Annotated in this window: 17 protein-coding genes; 13 read left to right on the top strand and 4 right to left on the bottom strand. The window is 43.6% G+C overall.

Features of this window, described 5'->3' with window-relative positions; translation table 11 throughout:
• Positions 1 to 13 precede the first annotated feature (13 nt).
• From ACRHOZ_RS17610 to ACRHOZ_RS17620, 3 genes are all read right to left on the bottom strand, one after another.
• A complete protein-coding gene (locus tag ACRHOZ_RS17610; RefSeq protein ID WP_431128412.1) occupies positions 14 to 1,351 on the bottom strand; it encodes a hypothetical protein in 1,338 nt (445 codons plus the stop codon).
• A gap of 20 nt (positions 1,352 to 1,371) precedes the next feature.
• Positions 1,372 to 4,635, bottom strand: coding sequence for a SusC/RagA family TonB-linked outer membrane protein (locus ACRHOZ_RS17615; RefSeq protein WP_431128415.1), 3,264 nt, complete (start codon positions 4,633 to 4,635; stop codon positions 1,372 to 1,374).
• Between the two features lie 97 nt (positions 4,636 to 4,732).
• On the bottom strand, positions 4,733 to 5,899 hold the full coding sequence (locus ACRHOZ_RS17620) for a FecR family protein (protein WP_431128418.1): 1,167 nt from the start codon (positions 5,897 to 5,899) through the stop codon (positions 4,733 to 4,735).
• Positions 5,900 to 6,012: 113 nt separating this feature from the next.
• Between ACRHOZ_RS17620 and ACRHOZ_RS17625 the strand changes: the two genes are divergently transcribed.
• A complete protein-coding gene (locus ACRHOZ_RS17625) occupies positions 6,013 to 6,597 on the top strand; it encodes an RNA polymerase sigma factor (protein WP_431128421.1) in 585 nt (194 codons plus the stop codon).
• A gap of 54 nt (positions 6,598 to 6,651) precedes the next feature.
• Here ACRHOZ_RS17625 and ACRHOZ_RS17630 read toward each other — a convergent pair whose 3' ends face one another.
• Entirely contained in the window at positions 6,652 to 8,886 is a 2,235-nt protein-coding gene (locus ACRHOZ_RS17630; protein WP_431128424.1) for a TonB-dependent receptor family protein, read from the bottom strand.
• Positions 8,887 to 9,077: 191 nt separating this feature from the next.
• On the opposite strand from ACRHOZ_RS17630, the gene ACRHOZ_RS17635 reads away from it, so the two are divergent.
• The 12 genes from ACRHOZ_RS17635 to ACRHOZ_RS17690 all read left to right on the top strand — a co-directional run bounded on the left by ACRHOZ_RS17635 (position 9,078) and on the right by ACRHOZ_RS17690 (position 23,508).
• Positions 9,078 to 9,521, top strand: coding sequence for a hypothetical protein (locus tag ACRHOZ_RS17635; protein WP_431128427.1), 444 nt, complete (start codon positions 9,078 to 9,080; stop codon positions 9,519 to 9,521).
• A 76-nt stretch (positions 9,522 to 9,597) separates the two neighbouring features.
• Entirely contained in the window at positions 9,598 to 10,014 is a 417-nt protein-coding gene (locus tag ACRHOZ_RS17640; protein WP_431128430.1) for an HYC_CC_PP family protein, read from the top strand.
• Positions 10,015 to 10,119: 105 nt separating this feature from the next.
• On the top strand, positions 10,120 to 13,959 hold the full coding sequence (locus tag ACRHOZ_RS17645; RefSeq protein WP_431128433.1) for an efflux RND transporter permease subunit: 3,840 nt from the start codon (positions 10,120 to 10,122) through the stop codon (positions 13,957 to 13,959).
• Entirely contained in the window at positions 13,952 to 15,217 is a 1,266-nt protein-coding gene (locus tag ACRHOZ_RS17650) for a TolC family protein (RefSeq protein WP_431128435.1), read from the top strand. The genes ACRHOZ_RS17645 and ACRHOZ_RS17650 overlap by 8 nt, the downstream gene beginning before the upstream one ends.
• 18 nt (positions 15,218 to 15,235) lie before the next feature.
• Complete coding sequence (locus ACRHOZ_RS17655) at positions 15,236 to 17,092, top strand: efflux RND transporter periplasmic adaptor subunit (protein ID WP_431128438.1); 1,857 nt, start codon at positions 15,236 to 15,238, stop codon at positions 17,090 to 17,092.
• A gap of 21 nt (positions 17,093 to 17,113) precedes the next feature.
• Positions 17,114 to 17,569 carry a hypothetical protein gene (locus ACRHOZ_RS17660; RefSeq protein ID WP_431128441.1) on the top strand — a complete coding sequence of 152 codons (456 nt, stop codon included), beginning with the start codon at positions 17,114 to 17,116 and terminating at the stop codon, positions 17,567 to 17,569.
• A gap of 336 nt (positions 17,570 to 17,905) precedes the next feature.
• Positions 17,906 to 20,233: a multicopper oxidase domain-containing protein gene (locus ACRHOZ_RS17665; RefSeq protein ID WP_431128444.1), complete on the top strand. Its 2,328-nt coding sequence runs from the start codon at positions 17,906 to 17,908 to the stop codon at positions 20,231 to 20,233.
• 73 nt (positions 20,234 to 20,306) lie between these two features.
• Complete coding sequence (locus ACRHOZ_RS17670; protein WP_431128447.1) at positions 20,307 to 20,936, top strand: DUF3347 domain-containing protein; 630 nt, start codon at positions 20,307 to 20,309, stop codon at positions 20,934 to 20,936.
• Positions 20,937 to 21,389, top strand: coding sequence for a heme-binding domain-containing protein (locus ACRHOZ_RS17675; protein ID WP_431128450.1), 453 nt, complete (start codon positions 20,937 to 20,939; stop codon positions 21,387 to 21,389).
• 133 nt (positions 21,390 to 21,522) lie between these two features.
• The gene (locus tag ACRHOZ_RS17680) at positions 21,523 to 21,774 is read left to right on the top strand and encodes a hypothetical protein (protein ID WP_431128453.1); all 252 of its coding nucleotides are present in this window, start codon (positions 21,523 to 21,525) and stop codon (positions 21,772 to 21,774) included.
• A gap of 190 nt (positions 21,775 to 21,964) precedes the next feature.
• Positions 21,965 to 22,492, top strand: a complete 528-nt coding sequence (locus ACRHOZ_RS17685; protein ID WP_431128456.1) for a hypothetical protein — start codon at positions 21,965 to 21,967, stop codon at positions 22,490 to 22,492.
• Between the two features lie 344 nt (positions 22,493 to 22,836).
• Positions 22,837 to 23,508: a class I SAM-dependent methyltransferase gene (locus ACRHOZ_RS17690; protein WP_431128459.1), complete on the top strand. Its 672-nt coding sequence runs from the start codon at positions 22,837 to 22,839 to the stop codon at positions 23,506 to 23,508.
• Positions 23,509 to 23,535: the final 27 nt, after the last annotated feature.

The following is a 23,535-nucleotide window of genomic DNA, read 5'->3' on the forward strand; positions in this document are numbered from 1 at the left end:
ATCCAAAACGTCGCTAATCCAAACAACCCACATAATTGGGATTGTTTGATTCGGATTGTGGCACGGGAAATTTAAGGTTTGCACTGTATTGCCCTCCCTTGAAATAATCTCCCCATGGAAAGACTTCTGACGCGGGCATTCCATAAACGTCGACCAGTCTTCTGAGATCCCCTTGCCGGTGGCCTGTACTGAACAACCAAAAGGCGCGTTCTGCGAAGTGGGCCAACAATAGGTCATCGCCGCTAATTCCTGTAAGATCTAAATCTGATAGACCCATTGTAGCCCTAAGCCCGTTGTGAATATCTTGGACGGTGCCGGCGTCATCGGCATTCGCAGCCGCCTCCGCTTCGATTAGCCGTGCCTCTATTCCCGAGGCCAAGGCAACAGGTGCACTGGAGGAGTTGAATTTGAGTTGGTTGTAATAGAGGGTAATATCATCTTGACCAAACTCCGTTCCACCGTCCCAGGGTACTCTTGGATCCATAGCTGAACGGTACATCAACCCATTTTCTCCCTTACCATCAGCTATGGAAAATTGACGTCGTACAGTGGTCATGATGTAAATTCCGTTCTCTTGTCTTCGGCTGTTGTCCGATTGTTCAATATTGTATGCAAAATCCGTAGGGACACTTACCACTTCAGCAGCTGATTCTTCAATTTGACCCAAGCCCAAAAGAGAACGGGCCTTGCCCAAACGGGCTAAGTTGGCTAATTTCTCGTTATCCCCAGCATTGGCTATGGCTTGATCGAACCAACTGACCGCAGTGGTAAACATTTGTTCCGTGGTAAGGGGTTCCCCAAAGATTAAATCGCCACCATCGGCAGGGGCCTTGCTGAAAGAAACTCCACCACAGAATGTTTCTGCGAACATTATGTAGGAAAAGCCTACAACACTTTGCATTTCACTTTCAATTTCAGGGTCTTCCCCGAAATTGGCAAGAAGGTCGATGGTAGTTTCAGCTCCTGCCCTCGCCAAATGTAGGTTTCCGTAGATCGTGTTCATATCAGTGTTGATATTTTGAAGATTTCGTGTATCAGCTTCACGTCTTGTGGGAAAGGTACCGGAGTAATCATATTCGTCAGCCATAAGTCCGCTCATTACAATAAGTCCCGTAGTTGCCCCATGTCCCGCTGCCGATCCGCTCATTGCTACTGCTAAATCGCCCAAAGACCCCGCGCGGAGGGTCTGTAACCCCGCTTCGTTGTTCAGCGATTCTGGCGTTACGATGTCAGGATCGGTTACTTCTACAACCGAATCGCAAGAAAAGTTCATAGAAGAGCATATAATTAACGCAAAAGTTACGAACGTAGCTCTGATATAATTTTTATCAATTTTGAATAGCTTTTTCATAATATTTGTTTTTGGTGTTCTTAAAATGTTAAATTAAGTCTTGCCTTCCACGAACGAACGGGGGGTTGGCTTAGAAATTCCTCCGTGGTGAAATTAGCCTGACCTTCAGAACTAATTTCAGGATCAAGACCTGTATAATCGGTCCAAACCCCTAGATTCTGACCTGAAAGTGTTAGGCTGATTCGGTCAAAACCCAGCATGTCAGAAAAACTGCCCGGAGCATTATAGGTCAATGAAATTTCACGAAGTCTCCAAAAAGAGGCATCTTCGATATAACCCGCATTTGTTCCCAGGAATTTTGATGCTACCGCCCTAGCCTGATCGAACAGTGAGGCATTTGGGTCGTTCAACTCGCGGTTATTACTATTACCATTTCTCCATGCACCAGTATTGTTGTACAATTTTTGACCACCTCGATAATTCAAAAGCCCCTTTATAACGAATTGATTTTCAAAAAAGCTCATCACAGGAGTGAAAGAGATATCGGTAGTTGCGAACGGAGTTCCCAGATAGGCCACTTCACCTACCTGTATCTCATCTTGCCCAATGAAACCGTCACCATTGGCATCGTTGAAAGTATATGTCTCATCCCAATAGCCGCCAAGTGGGAATCCTTCAGCATGGCGTTGTTGGTCAAAAATGACAGGTTCTATCCCTTCACCCAGTTCGATCAGCTCATTGTCAATGAACGAGCTCACGATATCCAATCCTAGGAAAAACTTATCCGTCTCAATGATCCTGGTGTTGAGCGCTATTTCAAGGCCTGAGTTTTTGACGGACCCCAAATTTTCAAAACGTCCTTCGCCAACTCCAAGTGACAAGGGCAATTGTCTAAATATCAGTGCATCACGAGTTTTTTTGTAGAAATAGGTCATTTCAAGGCCAACCCGATCGGACAATAACTTTGCGTCAAAGCCCAATTCAAGTTCCGTGGACCTCTCAGGGCTTAAATTTTCATTGCCCACACTACCTATCGTTACACCCGTAACACTCTGACCATCCAAAGTGGCGGCTATGGGATTGAAAAACCTTAGGGCGTCATTGGTACCGGGTTGCACGCCGGATGCGCCCCAAGCACCCCTGAGCCTTAGTGAACTGATGCCCAAATTCTCCGAGTTGTTAAAAAAGTCTTCTTCCGATATCAGCCATGAGGCACTTACTTTTGGATAAAATACCGAATTGAAAGATGCCCCAAACGAACTACCACGGTCCGCCCTTACGGCTCCTGTGACAAATAACTTGTCCTTAAAACTTACCTGTTCTTCCAAAAACACCCCGACCGTTCGTGATTCGATGGTCTGTTCATTGCTTTGGGTAACTGCGGCGCCGGCAATCGAATTACTTCCCGCTACCAATTGTAAGCCCGTTGCAAAAGTGCCCTGAGAAAGATTCTGCAAATATTGGAACCCAAGAGAGGTACGGGAATTTATGTTTTCATTTAGATCGGTTTTGTATGAGCCTACAGCATCCAAAGTATACACAAAATCATTAAACCTGTTTGAGAACCGGGCACCTTCATCATAATTTAGAAAATCAGGGGCTTCACCCGTAGGAAAGAACTGGCTGTCCCAACGCGATGTGAAGTCAAGTCCTCCGGCTACCCTAATGTTTAATTTTTCATCGGGTTGCCAAAGCGCTTCAAGTCCTGTGGTAAAACGATTTATTCTTTGGCGGGTGTCAATAGTAAAAAGTTCTTCAGGTGTAAATTCGCCCCATCCATTGTTGATGTCAATCGTTGGTGCACCGTTCAGGCCCTGTCCCATCAGACCCAATGAGAAATTATCGTTCAAGGGAAGTTCAAGGTCGCTGTTGGTATATCCGGTGCTCAAATTGACCTTAAGTTTTTCCGTTATTTTTGCCCCAAAATTTCCCCGGAAATTTGTTCTTTGAATATTATTAACCGGCAGAACGCCCTCGCCATCTGTTATGCTGCCCGAAAGAAAGTATGAAAGCGTTTCGGATCCCCCGGAAACACTCAGTCCGGCACCGTATGATTGCCCCGTTCGAAACGGCGAGGTGCGAGGGTCGTTCAAAGGTTGGAAGGAGTTGACCACATTGGGCACAAAAGTCCCTTCGGCCGCTTCAAAATTAAAACCTGGATTTCCATCAGCGTCAAGTGCTTGGTAGTTCCTAGGGTAAGTGATTACATCTTCAACCAACCCACTTTCTAGAAATGCCGACCACCTTGGCTCTCCCTGTTTCCCCTTCTTTGTTGTGATTCTTATGACTCCATTGGCGGCAATGGACCCATAGAGCGTTGCCGCAGAAGGGCCCTTGATAATTTCAATGGATTCGATATCTTCCGGATTGATATCGTTCAAACGTGATGGGGACTGTCCTCCGGTCTCGAACGAAATTGAATTTGCCTCATTATTGATCAGTACACCGTCTATATAAATTACGGGCTCATTGGATAACGATGCACTATTGGAACCTCTGATCCTGATACGAGAGCCAAAACCGGTAGAGCCACCACTACTTGAAATTTGGACACCTGCGGCCTGACCTTGGAGCAAATCGGAAACATTGCCGATAGGTCTTTGCTTCACGTCATCGCTCACATTGAGATTGGCAATTGAGTTTCCCATTTCCACCTTACGGCGTACACCGGTCGCTGTGACCACCACCTCGTTCAAATCCATCATATCGGGCTTCATGATTACGTTAATGGCCGTTTGTTGCGTCACTTCCACTTCATGTTTGGCAAAACCGATATATGAGAACACAAGTATATCCCCCTCGGAAGCTTCAATCTCATACTCCCCGTCAAAGTTGGTGGAAACACCTTTGGTAGTACCCTTAACGACGACACTCACCCCGCCTAACGGAACGTTTCCCTGGTCGGTAACCAAACCTGTAACGGTAACAGTTTGTTGCGAAATGTGTGTGCTCCGCGGAGGTAAGGGCGATGGATCCGACAAGGGCTTCTCATTGATTTCAACTAATACGATTAGCTTTCGCCTGACTTCAAATGACACTTTGGTGTCCCTAAGAATCAAGTCCATAAGGGTATCGATTTTCACCTTGTCCGCTTTGACCGTAATCCTTTTGTCAATGTCCAAAACTGAAGTCTTGTACAGGATATTATAGTCCGTATTTTTCTCAATTTCATCAAATATGGACCCAATTGTGGCATTCTCCATATTGATTGAAATTTTGGATTTTTGCGAATACGCGTCGTTTGCATGTAATTGGAACAATGCAATAAACAAAAACAGCGCGGTAATCTTCATTTTCAGGTCTATTTTGGTCGTAAAATAGTTTTTACATAGTGCGTTTTTCATACTTTTGAGATAGTTTAAAAATTGGTCAATCAGTTTTTTAACTTTGTTTGGAATCATGGGGTTGTTAGCGCAATCCCTGATTCTTTTTTTGGTTTATTCAGTCCATAGGCTTATTTTTTAGGGTTATTGTTATCTTCTCTTTAGTGATAGTGAAGTCAAAGTGCTTAATCCTTTGAAATGCACCTAAAACTTCCTCTATAGTTTCCGTTTTGAACCTGCCGGTATACGTTTCCTTGCCCACTCCTAAATCCTTGAGCTCAATTCGGACGTCATAATGTCTTTCAAGTTTCTTAATAATGTTCTGGAAATCTTCGTTTTTGAACAGCAATACGCCCTCTTTCCATGCTACATAGCTACTGATGTCGACATTCTCCAGGAACAGCTTCTTATTGGAATTGGAGTATGAAACCAATTGATTGGGTTCCATTAACACCGCCTTGCCATCCGAAACGTCCCTTTGGTCGACAGAAAGGCTTCCCTCTACCAATACGATTTTCACATGGCTGTCGTCGGCATAATTTGAAACGTTAAATTCAGTTCCCAAAACGTTGGCTTCCAGATGTCCTGTGCTTACCGAAAATGGTCTTAGCGAGTCTGAGGTAACGGTAAAATATGCCTCGCCCCGTAATGCTACATTTCTGGGTCCTTTATCTTTAAAGACCACCGGGTAGGTCAAGGAAGATCCGGAATTCAAATAAATATCCGTTCCATCGGACAGTGTTACCTGAAACTTTTTCCCATAGGGCACCTCCAACGTATTATATATCAGGGGACCCTCACTGTTTTGATTGGAAGCCAGTTTTTTGTAGGAAATTTTAGTGCCTTTTTGTTCTACGATGTAAGTGTTTGATTTAGAAACTATACCAGAATTTTCTTCATTCAAGGCTTCCCTTGTGGAACCATCTTCCAAAGTAATCATTACTTCTTGTGTAGGGATGGTCGTTTTTGAATCGATAAAAGTATAATAGGAATACATGCCAAACGTAATGAGACCGACAAAGATGGCCGCGTATTTGAACAATCGGTTCTTCCCACGTCGTATTTTAACCGCGTTTACTTGATGGAAGTTCTTCAAAAGTTCTTCTTTCAAATGTTCCGCCTTTTCTTTTTTCGTTGCCCCCGTTATTACATGGTGAAGTTCTACTTCTTGGCGAAAGGCCAATTTATTTTCTTTGGCCCAATCAATTAACAACCCTATCTCCTTTTCCGTGGCCGAATGGTTTAAAAACTTATGGATGATAATTTTTATATCCCTATTTTTCATCTGTATATTTTAAAGAAAAATCAATAGATATCCCTTAAACGACTAAATACCATAAAACCCTCGTTTTTTATCGCAAAAAACGTCAATGATATTTTTTTTTGTTAAAATTGCCTATGGATTTTGTGTTGCAAAATGGGAATTTCGAAACGGTAACAGCTTCTGCCATAGATGATAAAGGCTTTGAAATTATTATAGAATGCTATTATGATCAGGTTATCGGCTACGCCCGAAGTTTATGCCGTAACGAATCCTTGGCAAAGGACCTGACGCAAGAATCATTCTTTAAATTATGGAAAAAAAGGAAGAATTTAAAGGAAGGTGTTTTGATTAAAGGGTGGTTGTACAGAACAGTTCGCAATGGGTTCCTGGACCATATAAAAAAATACAAGAAAGAAACCCATTTACTGGAAAAAGCATTTGCCGATACTTTGGACGATGTTGTTTCAAAAGCCCAACAGGAAGAAATACAGCGAAAAATAAGAATTGTGGAAAATGAGATTGACCTACTTCCCAATAAGTGTGGCCAAATATTTAGGTTGAGCAAGATGGAAGGTCTGACCAACATAGAAATTGCCGGACACTTGGGCATCTCCGTAAAAACTGTGGAGGGGCATCTGACCAAAGCTCTAAGGACGTTAAGGGACAGGTTAAATGAAAAAATCCAAGTGCTATTTTTGGCCGTCAGACGTTTGTACTAAGCTGCTGGAAACCATCGACTGGTCCCATATCCCGGTTCAACAACTTCCCATATGTCAAAACCCATAGGCCATTGAAAAATTGACCCCAAAGGGATGTCCAGGCCTTAAACCGGCAGGAACCCTTGATACCGCGTAAACTTCATCCAACAGGTTTATGATATTGGCGGAAAACACAAAATGTTTGTTGTAAAAATATTTTGCCGTCATATCGATTACAAAATTCGATTCCACCCTTAGATTTGGTGCAATAGTGCCAGTTCCAGCTCGGGTTCTGAAAGCATCCGTGTAACGTGCCCCTAAATCAAGGACAAATCTCTCATGTTCCAGTCCCAAATTCAGATTGAATTGGTTTTTCGCTATGTAGGGTATTTCATCTCCTGCGGTGACCGATCCAAAGATGTCGTTGTCGCTTTCAAAGGAGCTTAGAAATTCCGTATCCGTCAAGGTATAGGTAAAGGACACCGGAAGCCTGAATTTTTCAGAAGTATTCTTCAGGAGATTATAATCCAACAACAGTTCCGCCCCACTGACCCTCACAGCCCCCGCGTTAAACTGATCCAAACTGCCAGTGCCCCCACTAGCGGCTAGATCGCTGCCCAACAGATTTTGGTAATCATTATAAAACAGAACTACCTCGCCACGAATTCCCTTATGGTTAAAACGGGTACCTAGTTCGTAATTGATGCTTTTTTCGGCATCCTGGCCGTCGACGGTTCCGGGAGGAGAAAATCCTTTGTGTGCCCCGCCAAAGACGGACAGGCTATTGGTAAAGGTATAATTTGCCCCTACTCCGGGGATCCAAACATCCACTCTGTTGAATCGCTCTGAAAGCTCCGTGCCCGATCTTGTCGGGTCGTTGGTCCCATAATCTATTCTCCCCATCTTAATGTTCTCGTATCGTAGGCCCGGGGTCAATGTGAACCTACCGATATTTAGTTTGTACAACGCATGGGCCGAAAGTGCTTTGGCATTGTTGATTCTGTTTGCATTGGCTCCCTTGGCCCCCACTGTTGTGCGTATGAGATTATTATTTGAGAAGGCATATCTGTCCACCCATTGGAATCTATCTTCCTCGTCGGAGTGGTACCTGACCCCCAGCTCCAGGCTTTGGACCCAATCCGTTCCCCAGCGCAGCTTGGAAACGGACTGTATGCCCCTAGAAAGGTATGCTCTGTTATTGGCCTTAATTCCAAACACGTCGGCCGCCGTATCCGTATTTCCCAGCAGCGCTGCGTATTCCATGTTATATGTGGTAGGGTCTGAGAGCACCGCGCTTATTCCAACGCGCTGCCCCAGGTTGACGTCGTCCAATTTATACCAATTACGTTTAAATTTGTTCACGTATCCAGTGGTATTGATGCTGAATACCGGAGAAAATTTAAGAAAATGCGTGAATTGGTACTGCTGGTGCTCTGAATCCATGACGTCCTCGGAAGAGGCCCGATATCTTCGATACGGGTCCAGGTCAAAATCAGCATCGGTCAAGCCCAAATAGGTTTCGTTGGCCCGTTCCTCGGAAAATTGGATTTTGAATACAAGTGCTTGGTAGATTCTGGCATCTTCATTTGTATTTATTCGGAATTTTGCCAAGTAGTCAGATTTGTCAAAACCTGTATTACCGCCCCCGTCTAGATTTTTGAAACCATCGGAATTGTAATTGTAGTACTCACTTACAAACCCAAAATCCCCAAAATTATTTCCGATGACAACTTGGGTGTTCCTTGAGTTGTAATTGCCAGCCGATAGGGAAACCTGACCGCCAAATTGATCGGGAATCCGTGCCGAGATCATATTGATCGCCCCACCCGTCGTATTTGGGCCGTATTGGATCTGACTGCTTCCCTTTAGAATTTCCAAGGCCTGCATTCTGCCAAGAGTGGGAAAGTAGTACGCCGCAGGTGCGCTGTAGGGGGCAGGGGCAATTAGGACCCCATCTTCCATAAGGTTGATTTTTGCGCTCCTTTCGGGTGAAGTGCCCCTTAGGCTAATATTAGGTCGTAGACCAAATCCATCCTCCTCATATATGTTGACCCCGGGAACTCGTTTCAACGTTCTGTTGATATCGGTGTAACCAAATCTTTTCAATTCCTTTTCTGAAATAAATTGAGCCGATCCCGTCCTGTTCCTTGCTTCGAATTCGCTCCCCAGTATTGCATTTCCATTGACTACCACCTCATTAAGCATCTCGATTCCAGTTGTGGTCGAATCCTTTTCCATTTCATTTTCTTGAGAAACGCTATTATGCGCTACCAACAGGACCGCAGAGGCCGATAACAAGAAATTCCGCATTTAATATTTATTTAGATTAGATAAAAATAAATTGCAAACCTAGGGATGTTTTTAGTGACGGCAAAATAATTATGAAGGATTCCGACTAGTTTTTTGGGGCTTCTTTTTCAATGGTGCGAAATTCCCACCATGACCAATATCATTATTACTGACGTTCTTGTTTGGCTACCTTTGAAAGACAAAAAACAAAAATGATGGCCAAAATTGAAGTTGCCCTTTTTATGGTACTCTTTTTAAATTTTTCTCTTTTTTCACAGGAGGAACTTGATGATTATATCATAGAATACCGGGCCATTGCCAGAGGAATGTCCAGAAGAGTAGTGGTTAAGCATAAGATATTTGTCTATCACGCCACGCGAAATCACAAGACCGCCGATAGTTTGGAAATAAAAAATGAACAACGGGCAAAATTGGTTGAACTTTTGGAAGGCTTACCCATAAAAGGGATACCTTATTTGAAGCCCCCGTCGGATAAAAGATTGGCTGACGGTGCCCCCCACGCCAAATTAAAAATCTCCTTAAAAAAGCGCACCTACGAATCCCCCGGCTTTGATCATGGCAACCCCCCAGAGGAACTCAAAGATCTTGTGGAATTTGTGTTGAATATCGCTGAATCTGTTGTTCAAAAGGAATGATACGACCGTCCTTCCGTTTCTAAAATTATGTTAAACACGGTTTTCATGTTAAAATTTTTGTAGTTTTGTCACTTGAATGAAGAGGATTCTATTTAAAATATCATCCTTTCTAATGGCACTGATTGTGCTGTTTTCTACCTTTTCCTATACGGTAAAGCAACATTATTGTTGTGATGTTTTGGTTGATTTCTCCTTCTTTGGCGAAGCGGAATCTTGTAATATTGAAGGTTCAAATCTGATGTATTCCGATGGAACGGGTTTTTCAAAAAAAGACTGTTGTGAGGACGAACTACTTGCGGTTGATGGACAGGACAAATTAAACATAACCTTTGAAAGTCTAAGCTTTGAGCAACTACAGTTCCTTGCTTCCTATGCGTATTCCTTTCTTAATCTCTTCGTCAAATCAACTGAGAACAACACTCCTTTCAATGCTTATCCACCACCTTTGTTGGTAAAGGATATTTTGATTCTGGACCAGACTTTCCTTATTTGATCTTAAATAGTTGAATACATTGCCCTTTGATAGACCGTCGGGGGGCTAAGTACGTTTTTGTTGAATTTTTCAACACAAGTTTCAATTATTTAATAATCAAATACCATGCTAAATAAAACAATCCGTTATTTTCTTGAGAACAGGTTGATAACATTTATGCTCCTCCTTGCCTTTGTTTTTGGGGGAATCGTAACGGCCCCGTTCAACTGGGAACTTTCTTGGATGGACAGAAGTCCGGTACCAGTTGATGCCATTCCCGATATAGGTGAGAACCAACAAATTGTGTTTACAGAATGGATGGGTCAATCACCTCAGGACATAGAGGACCAAGTTACCTATCCGCTTACCACCGCCTTATTGGGTATTCCAGGAGTAAAGACCATCCGGAGCAATTCCATTTTTGGTCTTTCCAGTATTTATATCATTTTCGATGACGATGTGGACTTTTACTGGAGTCGGACCCGAATATTGGAAAAACTGAATTCGCTGCCGCCAGGTACAGTACCCAATGAAGTAACCCCTGCCTTAGGGCCTGATGCCACGGCCCTGGGCCAAGTGTACTGGTACACTTTGGAAGGTAGGGACCCCAAAACAGGGAAGCCCGCAGGTGGATGGGACCCACAGGAACTTAGGACAATCCAGGATTTTTACGTCCGCTATTACCTAACTGCGGCCAGCGGCGTCTCAGAGGTGGCCTCCATCGGTGGATTCTTAAAGGAGTATCAGGTTGAAATCGATCCCGATGCTATGAAGGCCAATAATGTCGATGTAGGGATGATCATGAACGCGGTAAAGAACAGCAACCTTGATATCGGCGCGAGGACTTTGGAGTTCAACAGGGCCGAATATCTGGTTCGGGGCTTGGGGTATATCAAAAACTTATCGGATCTTGAGGAAAGCGTTGTCACCGTAAGGGACAATGTTCCCATTCGTATCAAGGACGTTGCCAAAATACAATTTGGCCCAGCCGGACGAAGGGGCGGTCTCGACAAAAGTGGTGTTGAGGCCGTTGGTGGGGTCGTAGTTGCCAGGTACGGGGCAAACCCACAGGAGGTAATCCACAACCTTAAGGACAAAATAGCGGAAGTGGCTCCAGGTCTCCCATCAAAAACCCTGGCCGATGGAACGGTTTCAAAGATAACCATTGTTCCCTTTTATGATCGTTCAGGGCTTATCCAAGAAACTTTGGGGACTTTGGAATTGGCCCTTTCCCATGAAATATTGATAAGCATTTTGGTCGTAATCGTCCTGGTACTTAATCTCAGGGCATCGGTATTGATCTCAAGTATATTGCCTGTCGGAGTGTTGATGACATTCATCTTGATGAAATATTTTAAGGTGGACGCCAATATTGTGGCTTTATCGGGCATTGCCATTGCCATTGGCGTAATGATAGATGTCGGGATAGTCTTTACCGAAAACATAGTCAGACATTTGGAAATGCCTGAAAACCGTGGGGCCAAGGGGAAGAAACTGGTTCAACTCATATATGTGGCCACTGTGGAGGTGGCAACCGCTGTGATTACGGCACTCGCCACTACGGTGGTGAGTTTCTTGCCTGTATTTGCCATGCAGGCAGCTGAAGGAAAATTGTTCAGGCCCCTCGCATGGACCAAAACCTTTGCCTTGGTTTCTGCTTTGTTCATCGGGATCATGTTCATTCCGGCGATGGCAAAAGTTATGTTTTCGATCAGAATAGACACCAAAAGAACCAGTAGGGTTTTCAATGCCATTTTAATTGGTTTTGGGCTTGTTTCCCTTATTGCATATGGCAGCTTTCTTTCAATAGCCCTAATTGCGATTGGGATAAATAATCTATTGACCCAAGTACCAAATTGGAACGGTTTTGGCGAGAAAATCAGATTGCCCTATTCTGAAAAACTGGCCAATTACATCAACATTGCAATTGCCATTGTTGTTTTGGTGTACCTATTGACCATCGAATGGATGCCTTTGGGAGTGGCAAACTCGACATTTATCAACTTCATGTTTGTAATCTTGGTCGTAGGATTGGTCCTTGGGGCCTTGATGGCAATCGTGCATTTCTATCAGAGAATCTTGATTTGGTGTTTGAACAATAAATGGAAGTTTTTGTTCATTCCCATCTTTGTTGTCTTCCTTGGGATGAACATTTGGTTGGGGTTTGGTCAAGTTCTTGGGTTTATGCCCGAATTTGCTAAAAACAATGTTGTCTGGGATAAATTGGACAAAACGTTCCCCGGGCTGGGCAAAGAGTTCATGCCCGCACTGGACGAGGGTTCTTTCCTGTTGATGCCGACCACCATGCCGCACTCGAGCATTACCGAAAACATGGAAGTCATTGCATCAGTTGACAAACATTTGAATTCCATACCGGAAATTGCATCCGCCGTGGGCAAATGGGGACGTGTTAATTCTGCTTTGGACCCTGCGCCCACCTCCATGTACGAGAACACCATTAACTATTTGCCCGAATATATTTTAGACGAGGATGGCCATCGTATGCGCTTTAAGGTAAACGATGAGGATGCCTTTGTCCTGAAGGATGGGTCCACCTATAAATACGGGGAAGATGAATTTAGGAGAATTGGCGTTGAGCAGCTCATACTGGATAAGGACGGAGAAAATTTCAGGCAATGGCGGGAAAAGATAAAGAGACCTGACGATATCTGGAATGAAATCGTCAAGCACTCCAAATTTCCCGGGCTTACATCGGCACCAAAACTCCAGCCCATACAAACCAGATTGATCATGCTTTCGACGGGTATGCGAGCACCTATGGGCATTAAGGTATTCGGACCTACGTTGGAGGTTATCGAAAAAGTGGGCTTTGAACTGGAGAATATCCTAAAGGAAGTCCCTAGTGTGAACCCGCCTACCGTTTTTGCCGATAGGGTGGTTGGCAAACCATATTTGGAAATGAAGTTGAACAGACAGGCGATGTCACGATATGGCTTGACAATCAAAGACATGCAAATGCAACTGTCCGTGGCAGTAGGAGGTAGACAATTATCCACTACGGTAGAGGGTAGGGAGCGGTTCCCCGTTCGGGTTCGCTATGCTCGGGAGTTTAGGGACAACCCTGATGACCTCAAGAAAATATTGATTCCTACCCCCGCAGGTGTTCAGGTAGAACTGGGAGAATTAGCGGATATAGAATACGTCCGAGGCCCCCAGGTCATCAAAAGTGAGGACACTTTCTTGACCGGCTATGTCATCTTCGATATGAAGGAAGGTTATGCCGAGACGAATGTAGTAGAGGATGCCCAGGAGTTGATCGAAGCAAAAATGGAAAGTGGTGAGTTCCAGCTGCCTGCGGGGGTAACCTATCGTTTTACGGGCAACTATGAAAATCAGATAAGGGCCTCAAAACGATTGATGATTGTGGTGCCGATTTCATTGATCGTCATCTTGTTGATATTGTATTTCCAGTTTAAATCAATGACCCCGGCCCTAATGGTATTCACGGGAATATTCGTTGCTTTTGCCGGTGGTTTTATCATGATTTGGCTCTATGGCCAGGATTGGTTCTTGAACTTCGGTATTGCCGGTGTGGAAATGCGAAACCTGTTCCAACTGCACACGATAAACCTGAGCGTAGCCGTCTGGGTCGGTTTTATAGCACTATTTGGCATCGCCACGGACGATGGAGTCATTATGGGGACCTACCTCATGCAGACCTTTGAAAAGGAAAAGCCCAAAACCATACAGGAAATAAGGACTTCCGTTCTGCACGCGGGCTCCAAAAGGGTCCGTCCAGCAATGATGACGGCAGCTACAGCAATTATCGCTCTGATTCCCGTTCTTACCGCTACCGGTAAAGGTTCGGACGTAGTTATTCCCATGGCCATTCCGACCTTCGGTGGCATGTTGTTACAAGTAATGACCATGTTCGTTGTGCCGGTACTATACAGTATGTGGAAAGAGAAAAATTTAATGAAACAATTAAAAGAAAGCGATGTTTAGATCAACAAAGATTATTTCAATAAAGGACACCATTGTTTTCATGCTATTCTTTTTTGCATTAGGTTCTTGCGTATTCGGGCAATCTGAACTCGAAGGCTACCTAAAGCTTGCAGCTGAAAAAAATCCTGGACTAAAAGGAAAGTTCAATGACTATATGGCGGCAATGGAAAAGGTTCCCCAAGTGGGTTCCTTGCCCGATCCCACCGTCGCCTTTGGATATTTTATACAGCCCGTGGAGACTAGGGTAGGTCCCCAGGAATGGCGTTTTAATCTGGCGCAAAGTTTTCCATGGTTTGGTTTGTTGAACGCAAGGGAAGATGTAGCCACGGAGTTGGCAAATGCCAAATTTGAGGAATTTGAGAACTCAAAGTCCAATCTCTTCTTTGAGGTTAAAACAGCCTATTATAATTATTATTTTATAGAAAAAGCCATTGAGATCACCCAGGAGAATATTGAAATCCTAAAAATTTTCAAAAATTTGTCCTTGGTGAAAATAGAGGCGGGGAATGCCTCTGTGGTGGATGAGCTCAGAGTGGAGCTCGAACTGAACGACCTTGAAAACCAATTGGCCTTGTTCCGTGATACGAAATACGCTTTACAGGTAAAATTCAATAATTTATTGAATACAGATGTACAGACCCCAATAGCAATACCTGCGGTTTTGTGGCAAGAAGGGCTGCCAGAAGGCCAATTGGATATCGTTGATGAGATATATACGTCCAATCACCAATTGAAGGCCATTGAACATAGGTTGAACGCTTTTGTAAATCAAGAGGTGGTAGCGAAAAAAGAGGGGATGCCCAAATTCAACGTGGGATTGAGCTATACCATTGTCGGGGAAAACCCCTTGTCAACGGCGGCGGATAACGGAGAAGATGCCTTTTTGTTCCCATCGGTCGGCATTTCCATTCCCCTGTACCGCAAAAAGTACAGGTCCATGATCAAAGAAGCGCAATATTTACAGGAGGGCGAGATACAAAGAAAGGAAGACAAGAAAAACAGCCTCAACACTATATACGAGAACACTTCCAAGGACTTCGATGACGGGGATAGAAGGATTGCCCTCAACAAAAGGCAATCTGAAATTGCCAAGAAGGTACTGGACATCCTCATTACCTCGTATTCCACGGATTCCAAGGATTTTGAGGAGGTATTGCGAATAGAAAGGCAATTGTTGCAATATGAACTGGCCTATCAAAAGGCATTAACGGATAAAAATGCCGCAGTGGCATTCATATATTACTTACTAGGAAATTAAACGCTAAAAAATCAAGACATGGAATACTTTCAGAAATACAAAAATTATTTCATCGCTGCCGGCATTCTGATTGTTGGTATACTTATAGGGAGTCTTTTTTCAGGAGGAGGTTCGGAGAATTCCCATAAAGATGGTGAACATGAATATGTCCAAGACCCGGAGACCCAACTATGGACTTGCTCCATGCATCCACAGATTAAAATGGAAAAACCTGGTAATTGTCCCATTTGTGGCATGGAACTGATTCCTCTTGAGGAATCGGATGCTTCGGAAAGTATCGCTTCCAATGAAATAGTGATGACGGAGGAAGCCATACAATTGGCAAACATACAGACCACGGTCGTTAAAGAGTCGGATGCAGCCAAAGAGATCCATTTGTTGGGCCGGGTAAAACCTGACGAACGTCTTTTATTTTCCCAAGTTTCCCATATTCCTGGTAGGATAGAGCGCTTATATGTGAACTTTACCGGGGAAAAGGTATATGCAGGGCAAAAGATTGTGCGCATTTATTCCCCGGAACTGATCTCCGCACAAAAAGAACTCTTTGAAACCATCAAATCCAAGGAGGTGTATCCTCAACTATATGCAGCTTCAAGAAACAAACTGAAGCTTTGGAAGCTGTCCGACGCACAAATTGATGCCATTGAAAAATCTGGAAAAGTTCAGGAGCAGATAGATATTTTGTCAGACCATTCGGGTTACGTTATGCAACGTAACGTCGAATTGGGGAATTACATCATGGAAGGACAGACGCTTTTTGAAATTGCCAACTTGAGTACGGTTTGGGTCATGTTCGAAGCCTATGAATCCGATATTCCTTGGATCAATATCGATGACAAGGTGACTTTCGCGATACAGGCACTCCCTGGAAAGACCTTTGCTGGAAAGGTCACCTATGTGGACCCCTTTGTTTCTTCAAGTACCCGAGTGGCAAAAGTAAGGGTGGAAGTAAAAAACCCCAACAATAAATTGTTGCCGGAAATGTATGCCAATGGTCGTATCACGGCAGAGATGTCCGATGTTGAGGACGCCATTATAATACCAAAATCCTCGGTACTCTGGACGGGAAAGCGGGCCGTGGTATATGTCAAAGTGCCCCACGAGAGAACCATATCATTTGTGTTTCGAGAAATTGAACTAGGTGCGGACATGGGGGATTACTATATCGTTGAATCGGGATTGGAAGCCGGTGAGGTAGTTGCCACAAATGGGGTCTTTCGAATCGATGCCTCCGCTCAACTGGTAGGGCAAAAGAGCATGATGAATCCCGAGGGCGGAGCCGTGATGACCGGACACAATCATGGGGCAATGGACATGGGTGATGGAAACAGCACAAAGGGGGCCATGGATGACGATTCCTCCATGGACCATTCCAAAATGGAAACTAAGACTGACCATTCGGCAATGGATGGGCGTCTAAAGGTCTCTGAGACATTTAAGGGACAATTGGAAAATGTGTTTGATACCTATTTGAGCATCAAGGATGCCCTTGTTAAGGATAATGGGAATATGGCCAAAACGCAGGCCGCGGCACTCTTGGATTTCCTTGCGAAAGTAGATATGAAATTATTGACAGATCATGGCGCCCACGATCATTGGATGACAATCTCAAAGGAAATAAAGAGTTCTTCGAAATCAATAAGTGAAACCGCGGATATTGAAGAACAGCGGGGGCATTTCAAACACTTATCGGCCCATTTGTCAAAAGGTGTAAGACTGTTCGGGGTCAACCAAAAGATCTATGAACAATTCTGCCCGATGGCGGACAATAACAAGGGAGCTTATTGGCTCAGCCTGGAAGAGGCGATACAAAATCCCTACATGGGAGGCAAAATGTTGACCTGTGGCACGACAGAATCGACGATAGATCAATAAGTCCTAAAATAAACCAAAGATATGATAAAGCATGTAATTGTTTATGCATTTGCCGCCGTTGCTCTAATGGGCTGTAAAACCGAGACCGGAAAAACAAAGAATACAGAGGTGCCACGGCCAACAACGGTCGAAAACAAGAACAAGGAGGCACAGCCCAAGATGACTATGGCCCAAAATTATCGGGTAGGGTCACAAGTGCCCACTGAACTGGTCTGTATGGTGAACGATGCCTATATGGGCAAACTGCAGATGCCTGTTCCCGTCAATGGAAAGACCTACTATGGTTGTTGTCAAATGTGCGTTAAGACGTTGAACAACAATGATGAAGCTAGAATGGGTATAGACCCTTTTAGCAAACAAAGAGTAGATAAAACCGAGGCATTTATTGTGCTTATGGACGTTGAAGGTAAAGTGGCCTATTTCGAATCAGAGGATAATTTTAAAAAGTTCAAAGAAGTTGGCCGAATGAGCCATTAAGGAAAGTTTTCATGAAAATCGAAAATTTTTCCAATACCAGCTTTCGGCGGTACGCAGAAAGATGATGATGAAATCGAGTTGAAAATGATTTTGAAAAGTACACAAAACATAAAATGATGGGCGCATATTGGTGGGCCTTGGGATCCTTGTGTTGATGATATCATTGGCCGTGGGCAGACTCAAAGGATGGTTGGACCGTCCCACCGAGCGAGGGACCTACCCCAGCACTGTTGTATGTTTTCAAATAGAGTAAATGAGACAGTTTTAATATCATTCCGGCCAAGATATGTACAATCGTAGAGCTAAGATGATTTATGAAAGCTTAAAACGAAAAAAATGTTAAGGAAAATTACAATATTGTTGGCACTTCTTGTTTCCTGCTCGGGCATTGCCCAAGTAGGAACCAATGGGGGCGATAGAAATGAAGAAGGACGACCTGTAAAGGAATACAATCTTACCATTGAAAGAAATAAGATGACACTCGGTGGGGTCACTGCTAATGCGATGACCATCAATGGGAGTGTTCCAGGACCCGTCTTAGGGTTTAAGGAAGGTGACCTCGCCCTGATTAATGTGACCAACAAAATGGATGTGGAAACCTCTGTGCACTGGCATGGGTTGATCCTCCCTAATTTTTATGACGGAGTGCCTTATCTAACAACACCACCCATTGAACCGGGCACAACCTTTCAATACAGAATTCCCATTAACCAATCGGGCACCTATTGGTACCATTCCCATACCATGCTTCAAGAACAAAAAGGGGTATATGGGTCCATTATCATTCACCCGAAAGAAAAAACATTGGAATATGATAAAGACTTGGCTGTGGTGCTATCAGATTGGACGAACGAAAAACCGATGAACGTATTGCGCAACCTTAAGAGAGGCAATGAATGGTATCAGGTAAAAAAGGGTACAGCAGTTCCTTTGGGCAGGGTCATCAAAGAAGGTGCTTTAGCTGCACAGCTCAAATTTTGGCGAGACCGTATGGAGGGTGCCGATATCTCGGATATTTACTATCCTGCATTTTTGACCAATGGCAAAACAGTGGCAGAATATCCGGAATTTAAAACCGGTGATAAAGTACGACTTCGCTTTGTCAACGCCGCCGCTTCGTCATACTATTGGGTCGATTTTGGCGGAGGTAACCCGATTATAGTGAGCAGTGACGGTATTGATGTACAGCCTGTATCCAAAAGTCGTTTCCTATTTGGCATTGCCGAAACCTATGATGTTATAGTGACAGTACCAGATGGTACCTTAGAAGTAACGGCCACGGCACAAGACGGCTCGGGAAGCACTTCGTTACGGTTGGGCCAAGGAACCCTGTATCCAGCAAAAAGAATGGATAGGCCAGACAAAGTAGAGATGATGAAACAGATGGCCAATATGGATATGAAAATGGGTGCCCCCGCAATGGTAGGCAATCAAAAAAAGAATACCCCTGAGGTGCTTATGGGAAAGTATGGGATGAAGATGGGTGAAGGGCAAATCAAAGGCCATATGAACATGGGCAATACCGCTTTGAAGGAAGAAAGACATCAACAGCACACTATGGAGATGGGAATGGAAGACGGGCAGATGTCGGACAAAATGAAAGATAATATGCCCATGGTACAAAAAGACACTTCTTCTTTTGATTTCGGTGCCCGGAAGGCCTACTTCAACTATGATTACCTGAAGGCAAGCGAAAATACAACCTTTAAATCCGACGTTCCCGTAAACGATATTTTGTTGAATCTAACGGGCAACATGCAGCGATATGTATGGAGTATGAACGGTGTTCCTTTGTCAGAAACAGATCAATTAAAAATTAAGGGTGGTGAAGTAACAAGGATCACTTTGAACAACCTTACGATGATGCACCATCCGATGCACCTGCACGGGCATTTCTTTAGGGTAATCAACAAAAACGGTGAGAGATCCCCATTAAAGCATACGGTAAACGTTCCACCGATGCAAAAAGTGGTCATAGAGTTTTACAACGAAGAGTACGGTGACTGGTTTTTTCATTGTCACGTTCTTTACCATATGATGGGAGGTATGGCAAGGGTTTTTGGTTATGATACCCCACCAGATGAGAGAATGAAGGGTTTTCCTGCGCAAAAAATTATCAACGAGACGGATCATTATTATTCTTGGGGATTGACTCGTGCAGGCTCGAACTTTAATGAGATCTTTTTAACCTCGAGCAATATTCGCAACGAATTTGGTTTAAGGGCAGAGTTCGATTACAACCAAAACCTTGAAGTTGAGGTGAACTACAATAGATATCTCAATGACTGGGTGCGAATATATGCGGGCATTAACAGCGAGACCGAAATACCTGATTCATTTGATGAGTTCAACACGGTTGGACTAGTTGGGGTTAAATATTTTACGCCCTATAGGTTCAATGTGGATCTGAGCATGGACCATCAATTACGCCCAAGAATTCGTCTGGATCGGGACTTCCTAATTTTCCCAAGGATTTTCCTTGAAGGTGAATATGAGTACAGGGCCGATTTCGGATGGGTCAACAACTTGGAAAACAACGCGTCTTATGAAGGAGAAACACAATGGTTGGTGGGAGTTTCATATATCCTTTCCCGCAACTTTTCCTTACAAGGGAATTATAACAATCGATATGGCTGGGGTGGCGGTCTATTGGTCCGATTTTAGCCTTTATGGCATAGTATGAACAAAGAATAGAGGAACATTTTAACAATCTATATTAATCATAAATCAAATCATAATGAAAAAAGCAAACGTAAAAACTGGAATTTTGGCCATAGTGATGATAGCCCTAACAGCCACATCTTGTAAGGACAAGAAAAAAGAGAAGGAAGGCCAAGAAGGGCACCATACCGAACAAATGGAAGAGGGCGGCCACATGGACGGGACCATGGAAGACCACTCCCAAATGGATCATGGTGAAATGCGTCATAACGAAATGTCAATGCTATCGTCTGATATAGTAACTGACTACCTTGCACTAAAGAATGCCCTGGTGTCCGACGATCAAGACGATGCGGCGATGGCAGGGGGAAAACTCGAGAGCAGCCTAAAAAGCTTTAGTTCTAGCAAATTTACAAGTAATCAACAGGCAGAGTTGAACGATATCATTGAAGACGCCACCGAGCACGCCGAGCATATTGCGAAAAGTGAGATTGGGCACCAGCGGGAACATTTTGACGTATTGAGCAAAGATATCATTGACCTTCTGGGCATCACAGGTTCTGATCGAACCCTTTATCAAGCCTATTGCCCAATGTACAACAAAAACAAAGGCGCACTATGGTTGAGCACTTCCAAAGAGATCAAGAATCCTTATTACGGAAGCAAGATGATGACCTGTGGGGAGGTACAGAAGCAAATTCAATAAATGAAAGGGCTTAAAACCATAGCAATTGTGCTTTTGGTAGCGTTTGTGGGGATACAGTTTTTCCCCACATCTCGCAACCAAAGTGATACCATCCCCACCGTTGATTTTATGTTGGTCAACAATGTACCTTATGATGTAGGGGCAATTGTACGGACTTCCTGTTATGACTGTCACAGTAACAATACCCGCTATCCTTGGTACAATAAAGTACAGCCCGTTGCTTGGTTTTTGGAGGGCCATATAGAACATGGCAAGGAGGAATTGAATTTCAACGAATGGGGCGAGTATTCATCTCGCAGAAAAAAAAGCAAGCTAAAATCCATAATAAGTCAAATCGAGGGAGATGAAATGCCCCTTTCTTCTTATACTCTCGTCCATAGGGACGCAAAACTTTCGGATATCGAAAAGAAAACGGTATTGGACTGGGTATCAAAATTAAGGGACAGCCTGTAGTTGGATATTTTGGAAATGAAGCAAATCCAAATTGAGTTCACCAATGATAATTTGGCAATGCATATATACATTATGAACAAGCTAAAATTGTTTTGGTCGGTTCAATCCGGGTAAGGCCCAAAAAAGAGTAGAAATGTTGAGCCAAGCGCTTGATGGGGTTGATGGTGGAAGTGCCGCATTGCTGGCTTCCCGAACGCTTGCGGCTTCGGATAATCTGAAGGCACGACGAAAGGCCTTTGCAAAACTGAGCAATAAAATGGAAGTCCTTATAAGGGGAAAAATAAAGTCCGGTAAACTTTATAAGGATTTTTGCCCAATGGCCATGGGCGGGGGTGCCTATTGGCTATCCTCCATGAAGGACATCCGTAACCCGTATTATGGTTAAAAAATGCTCGGTTGCGGCAATAGAATGGAGATTGTTGAATAAGGAACCTGTTAGGGGAAAGGAAACTATAGATTGGTTGGTTAGTTGCATGTCCCTTTCCCTTTCCAGGTCCGACTGAATTGGTCATAAACGGGAATAAAGTATGATTGCATCAATATCATCAATCAAGTATGGAGGTAATTAGCAGAAGATGAGAGCATTGAACATGGAAATTTTTACAATCCCATCCGTTGTTCTCATTTTGGTGGTGTTGGCCTATGGGTATTTTCTAAGGAAAGTAACCGATAAGAGTAAATACAAAAGGTGTGTTGCCAAAATAATATGTATTGCCCTTGTATTTAATCTATTGTGGGAAGTTTCCCATGGATTTCTGTATGAAGACTTTCAGTATGACTTGAAACACATTTCATTCTGCGCCTTGGCCACGGTAGCGGATGTGCTTATGGTACTATTGATTTTCTTTGGCTTTGCAATTCTGTACAAGAATATCTATTGGATATGGGAACTGAACTCACGGCGCTTGATTTTGTTGATTGTAGTTGGAACAACAGGTGCAATTTTGGCGGAAATATGGTTTACGGGCGGGGGGTATTGGGCCTACGCGGCAAATATGCCACTCCTGCCCTTTGTTAAAGTAGGGGTTTCTCCTGTGATACAGTTTGCGCTATTGCCGTGGCTGATATTTTCAACCGTGGTAAAAAAGATGAAAAAATACTAAGTAGCTGTCGCATTGTAATTATAAATGGTTGATCAGTTAGTTGACAATGTTGATGGAAACCTAGGCAAAATTATAAAGTCAAAGTCCTGTTATGGGAGGGGAGAATTCTAATTGATGGTTGGTGTATGCAATCCCTTCCCTTGACAGGCACAATTAAATTTAAGCATTATGAAAGATTGTTGTAGGTCAGGTGATAACAGTAAAAAAAATAGATACGGGCTAAAAAGGCTATTGGACTATTTCCTCTATGCCATAATAGGATTTTTAGTCCTTTGGGCACTAATCCAGCAATTAGGCGGCAACTGAAACCCAAATGCCGGCATATTGATGTCAAATTAGGTAGGATGACGGACGATAAAAAAGAATTTATTCCCGCTTTGGGCCTCGACCGGTTGACCGGGTTCTATGACTTGGCCATTAGGGTCACCATGCCTGAGAGGAAATTCAGAAATAAATTGATGGATTTTCTAGATCCCTTGGACGGTGAGGAAATCCTTGAATTTGGTTTCGGTACCGGGCAGAATCTCATTTTGGCCAATACTAAAAATGGAAATGCCAACTATATTGGTTTGGATATTGACCCCAAGGTCAAGAATATTGCTGAAGAGAAGTTCACAAAAAATGATATTGAAATCCAGCTGGACCTTTACGGGGGCGGCGTTTTTCCGTATCCTGATAGTACCTATGATAAGGTGTTCAGTTCGTTGGTGTTCCACCAACTGGACAAAGAGGCTAAGATTTCCTGTCTAAATGAAATTTGCAGGGTGCTCAAACCCGATGGGGCACTGCTCATTGGGGATTGGGGAAAACCTAAATCCAGGTTGATGAGAGGCATGTTCTATTCGGTCCAAATTCTTGACGGTTTTGCGACCACGGCCGACAACGTAAAAGGACTTATACCGGATTTTATGGTGGCTGCTGGGTTTGAAAACGTGGCAGAAGTGGGCCACGTAAACACAAAAATTGGAAGCTACTGCTATTATCAGGGGAAAAAGCCAAGTTTTGGTAGGGTTTAGAAGTACTGATAATTTACAAAACATAAG

Origin of the sequence: Flagellimonas flava (assembly GCF_050617915.1) — a bacterium.
Lineage (GTDB): Bacteria > Bacteroidota > Bacteroidia > Flavobacteriales > Flavobacteriaceae > Flagellimonas > Flagellimonas flava_A.

Bases quoted from the DNA above. Each gene is read 5' to 3' on its own strand.
- ACRHOZ_RS17610 (WP_431128412.1), bottom strand. From the start codon at position 1,351: ATGAAAAAGCTATTCAAAATTGATAAAAATTATATCAGAGCTACGTTC.
- ACRHOZ_RS17615 (WP_431128415.1), bottom strand. From the start codon at position 4,635: ATGAAAAACGCACTATGTAAAAACTATTTTACGACCAAAATAGACCTG.
- ACRHOZ_RS17620 (WP_431128418.1), bottom strand. From the start codon at position 5,899: ATGAAAAATAGGGATATAAAAATTATCATCCATAAGTTTTTAAACCAT.
- ACRHOZ_RS17625 (WP_431128421.1), top strand. From the start codon at position 6,013: ATGGATTTTGTGTTGCAAAATGGGAATTTCGAAACGGTAACAGCTTCT.
- ACRHOZ_RS17630 (WP_431128424.1), bottom strand. From the start codon at position 8,886: ATGCGGAATTTCTTGTTATCGGCCTCTGCGGTCCTGTTGGTAGCGCAT.
- ACRHOZ_RS17635 (WP_431128427.1), top strand. From the start codon at position 9,078: ATGATGGCCAAAATTGAAGTTGCCCTTTTTATGGTACTCTTTTTAAAT.
- ACRHOZ_RS17640 (WP_431128430.1), top strand. From the start codon at position 9,598: ATGAAGAGGATTCTATTTAAAATATCATCCTTTCTAATGGCACTGATT.
- ACRHOZ_RS17645 (WP_431128433.1), top strand. From the start codon at position 10,120: ATGCTAAATAAAACAATCCGTTATTTTCTTGAGAACAGGTTGATAACA.
- ACRHOZ_RS17650 (WP_431128435.1), top strand. From the start codon at position 13,952: ATGTTTAGATCAACAAAGATTATTTCAATAAAGGACACCATTGTTTTC.
- ACRHOZ_RS17655 (WP_431128438.1), top strand. From the start codon at position 15,236: ATGGAATACTTTCAGAAATACAAAAATTATTTCATCGCTGCCGGCATT.
- ACRHOZ_RS17660 (WP_431128441.1), top strand. From the start codon at position 17,114: ATGATAAAGCATGTAATTGTTTATGCATTTGCCGCCGTTGCTCTAATG.
- ACRHOZ_RS17665 (WP_431128444.1), top strand. From the start codon at position 17,906: ATGTTAAGGAAAATTACAATATTGTTGGCACTTCTTGTTTCCTGCTCG.
- ACRHOZ_RS17670 (WP_431128447.1), top strand. From the start codon at position 20,307: ATGAAAAAAGCAAACGTAAAAACTGGAATTTTGGCCATAGTGATGATA.
- ACRHOZ_RS17675 (WP_431128450.1), top strand. From the start codon at position 20,937: ATGAAAGGGCTTAAAACCATAGCAATTGTGCTTTTGGTAGCGTTTGTG.
- ACRHOZ_RS17680 (WP_431128453.1), top strand. From the start codon at position 21,523: ATGTTGAGCCAAGCGCTTGATGGGGTTGATGGTGGAAGTGCCGCATTG.
- ACRHOZ_RS17685 (WP_431128456.1), top strand. From the start codon at position 21,965: ATGAGAGCATTGAACATGGAAATTTTTACAATCCCATCCGTTGTTCTC.
- ACRHOZ_RS17690 (WP_431128459.1), top strand. From the start codon at position 22,837: ATGACGGACGATAAAAAAGAATTTATTCCCGCTTTGGGCCTCGACCGG.